Annotated in this window: 4 protein-coding genes; 1 reads left to right on the plus strand and 3 read right to left on the minus strand. The window is 67.6% G+C overall.

The genetic code is table 11. The features are described 5' to 3' along the window. Positions 1–2: 2 nt before the first annotated feature. Together ACFWP5_RS52210 and ACFWP5_RS52215 are read right to left on the minus strand one after the other, a co-directional pair. Positions 3–320: a hypothetical protein gene (locus tag ACFWP5_RS52210; RefSeq protein WP_384174462.1), complete on the minus strand. Its 318-nt coding sequence runs from the start codon at positions 318–320 to the stop codon at positions 3–5. Beyond that, on the minus strand, positions 307–849 hold the full coding sequence (locus tag ACFWP5_RS52215; RefSeq protein WP_384174464.1) for an RNA polymerase sigma factor: 543 nt from the start codon (positions 847–849) through the stop codon (positions 307–309). The genes ACFWP5_RS52210 and ACFWP5_RS52215 overlap by 14 nt, the downstream gene beginning before the upstream one ends. A 188-nt stretch (positions 850–1,037) precedes the next feature. Between ACFWP5_RS52215 and ACFWP5_RS52220 the strand changes: the two genes are divergently transcribed. Beyond that, the gene (locus ACFWP5_RS52220) at positions 1,038–1,415 is read left to right on the plus strand and encodes a hypothetical protein (protein WP_384174470.1); all 378 of its coding nucleotides are present in this window, start codon (positions 1,038–1,040) and stop codon (positions 1,413–1,415) included. A 338-nt stretch (positions 1,416–1,753) separates the two neighbouring features. Here the strand turns inward: ACFWP5_RS52220 and ACFWP5_RS52225 are convergent, their stop codons facing one another. Beyond that, positions 1,754–2,302: a cation:dicarboxylate symporter family transporter gene (locus ACFWP5_RS52225; protein ID WP_384174467.1), complete on the minus strand. Its 549-nt coding sequence runs from the start codon at positions 2,300–2,302 to the stop codon at positions 1,754–1,756. Positions 2,303–2,596: the final 294 nt, after the last annotated feature.

Here is a 2,596-nt window from a genome sequence, read left to right on the forward strand (position 1 = left end):
GATCATCTCGGCGATGAACGGCGTGGTCGCGTAGTAGGTGTCCAGGTCGGTGCGGGACCGTCGCACGTCAGTCCCGTCGAGTCGAGGGTATGGCCCCTGCCGTCACCGGCCACCCACGCATAGGTCCCCGCAGTGACGCCGGCGACGGTCAGAGCGACCGCCGGGGCCAGGATCACGATGCGCCTGCGCCGCTGTCGCGCGCTGCGGCGAACCCGCGCGAGGATCCGTGCGGCGGTCGGCGAGTCGGGGTCGGTCGCCGACCCACCGGGACCCGGATCGCTGTTCCGCAGCATCCGGTCCAGTTCGTCATCGCTCAGCATGGTCCTTCTCCTTGGTCGGGTCCTGGTGACCGCTCGTCGCGCCAAGACGTACGCGCAGGCGCTGTCTGGCGCGGTGCAGGCGGGTGTCGACGGCGCCGATGGAGATACCGAGGACGGTCGCGATGTCCTGCCGGGACAGGTCGTCCCAGTAGGCCAGGCGCAGCAGTTCCCGATCGGCGTCCGACGCCTGTGCCAGGGCCGCCGCCAGATCGTCGCCTCCGTCATGCCGGAGGTGGCCGGTGTGCGGCGGATCGGCACGTTCGGCCACCCGTAGCAGCAGCCGTGCCCAACGGCGTTGGCTGCGGGCCTGGTTGGCCAAGACCCGGCGTGCGATGCCGAGCAGCCACAGCACCGCTTCCTCGTCGCCCGAGGGCAGCTGCCTTCGTCGGCGCCAGGCGACCCCGTACACCTCGGCCACCACGTCGTGTGCCGCTGCCTCGCCGGTCCGGCGCAAGCAGTACGCCATCACCCGGCGGTAGGTCCGTCGGAACAGCTGCTCCAGCTGTTCGCCCCGTTCATCAGCGTCCATGCACAGTAATGTCCACCACGGCGCGATGCCTTACGGTTCCCAACCGCTGTTATCTGGTTTGGACGCAGCACGTTTTGAAACGCCCATCCGCTTTCCGAACGTGGTCGTTTGGTTCGGGAGGGCGGGCATGAACTCCCTTTCGTGGCGGGAGAGATGGGCGTGGTTCGTCTGGCCCGTGGAAGTGGCCGATGCCGTCGGTGCTCGGTTTGTCGGAGGCCAGGGAGAAGAGGGTCAGGGAAGAGTCCGTGTGGTTGCGGGAGGAGGCCGAGCGGGTGCAGGCCGCGCTCGGCGAGGCGGAAGCGGCGCGTCAGTGGATGGTTGATCCCCGTGCGACGGTTGCCGAGGTGCTGGCCGAGCCGCCTTCCGCAGTCGTGGATTCGGCGCAGAGCGCGGCGCGAGCGTCGCCCACCGGGGACCTGTACCTGAGGGTACGGATCCAGCCGCACCGCGAGTCCAGCGAGCGAAAAACCCCTGAACCGTTTCCCAGGGACTCGTCGTCGCCGATGGTGAGGGAGGCGATCTGCCGCGTGCGCCATGCCTCCAGGGCCGGCGGGGCGGTCGTGTAGTGACCGTGACAGTCGATGATCATGGATTTTCCCTCTCGCGGAAGCCTCGTCGTGACTCGGCGCAGGGTGGTGCCGGCGCGCGGTACAACATTGTCGACAATATCGTCAAAGATATCTGGGAGAGGGCGTAGGCCGTCGATCGGCCCAGCCTTTGGGACGCCCGGCGCGGGTGATGTCGCAGGCCCGGAGGCCGTCTCGGAGATATGCGTCATCGGGCGGTTGCGGCTACGGGCGGCGGTGTTTGGCCGACACTCGCGTTGGCCCCCAGCACCTGCCATCCCTGGCTGTCCTGATATCGCCCCCGCCGCGCCCCGCCCTGCTTCGTGCGCGGGTGCGTGTCATGCGGCGGTCTGGTACCCGGCATCGAGCTCCGCGTGCAGCCGGTCCCGGTCGATGGCGTTCTCCCACTTCCCGACCACGAGTGTCGCCACGCAGTTGCCGGCGACATTGGTGAAGACGAAGGCTGCCGACAGGATGCTGTGAATACCGAGGACCAGGGCGATGCTGTCCACCGGGATCTTGTGTGTCGCGCTCAGAGTCAGTGCCAGCACGGCGATCGCAGATCCCGACACTCCCGCGCGGCCCTTGGACGTGAGCAGCAGGACGAGCAGGAGACCGACCTGCGCCTGCCATCCCAGATCACTGCCGGTTGCCTGCGCCAGAAAGACGCTGACCGAGGCGAAGTACAGACACGTCCCGTCGTGATTGAAGCTGTACGCGGTGGGAAGCACCAGGCCGACCACGGGCTCGTCCACTCCCAGTCTCTTGAGCTTGGAGGTGAGCTGCGGGAAGACACTCTCCGACGAACTGGTACCGAGCACGAGGAACAGTTCCGCGCGGAAGTACCGCATCAGCTTGAACAGACTGATGCCCGCATACCGCGACACCGGACAGTAGTCCGCGCCCGTAATCCCGCATGCGGCGGCGCGGTTCGACGCGGCCGAAGTGATGTCCGAAGGCAGTCAAGATGTCGTCCAGGTCGTGGTCCCAGGTCTCGGCTGTCTGTTCTGTGATCACGGTCTGAGGCTTTCCCGGGCCGGGACGACCTCGCCGTCGGGGGCGCTCCTTCGAGGGGCGGGCAGGCAGCCCCCCCCATTACCGTCTTCGTAGCCCCGCAACGGGGTTACCGGCCTTCGGAGTTGGCATGACTACCTCCCCTTGTCGAGTGCATGGCCCGGGGG

Origin of the sequence: Streptomyces sp. NPDC058469, assembly GCF_042721125.1 — a bacterium.
Lineage (GTDB): Bacteria > Actinomycetota > Actinomycetes > Streptomycetales > Streptomycetaceae > Streptomyces.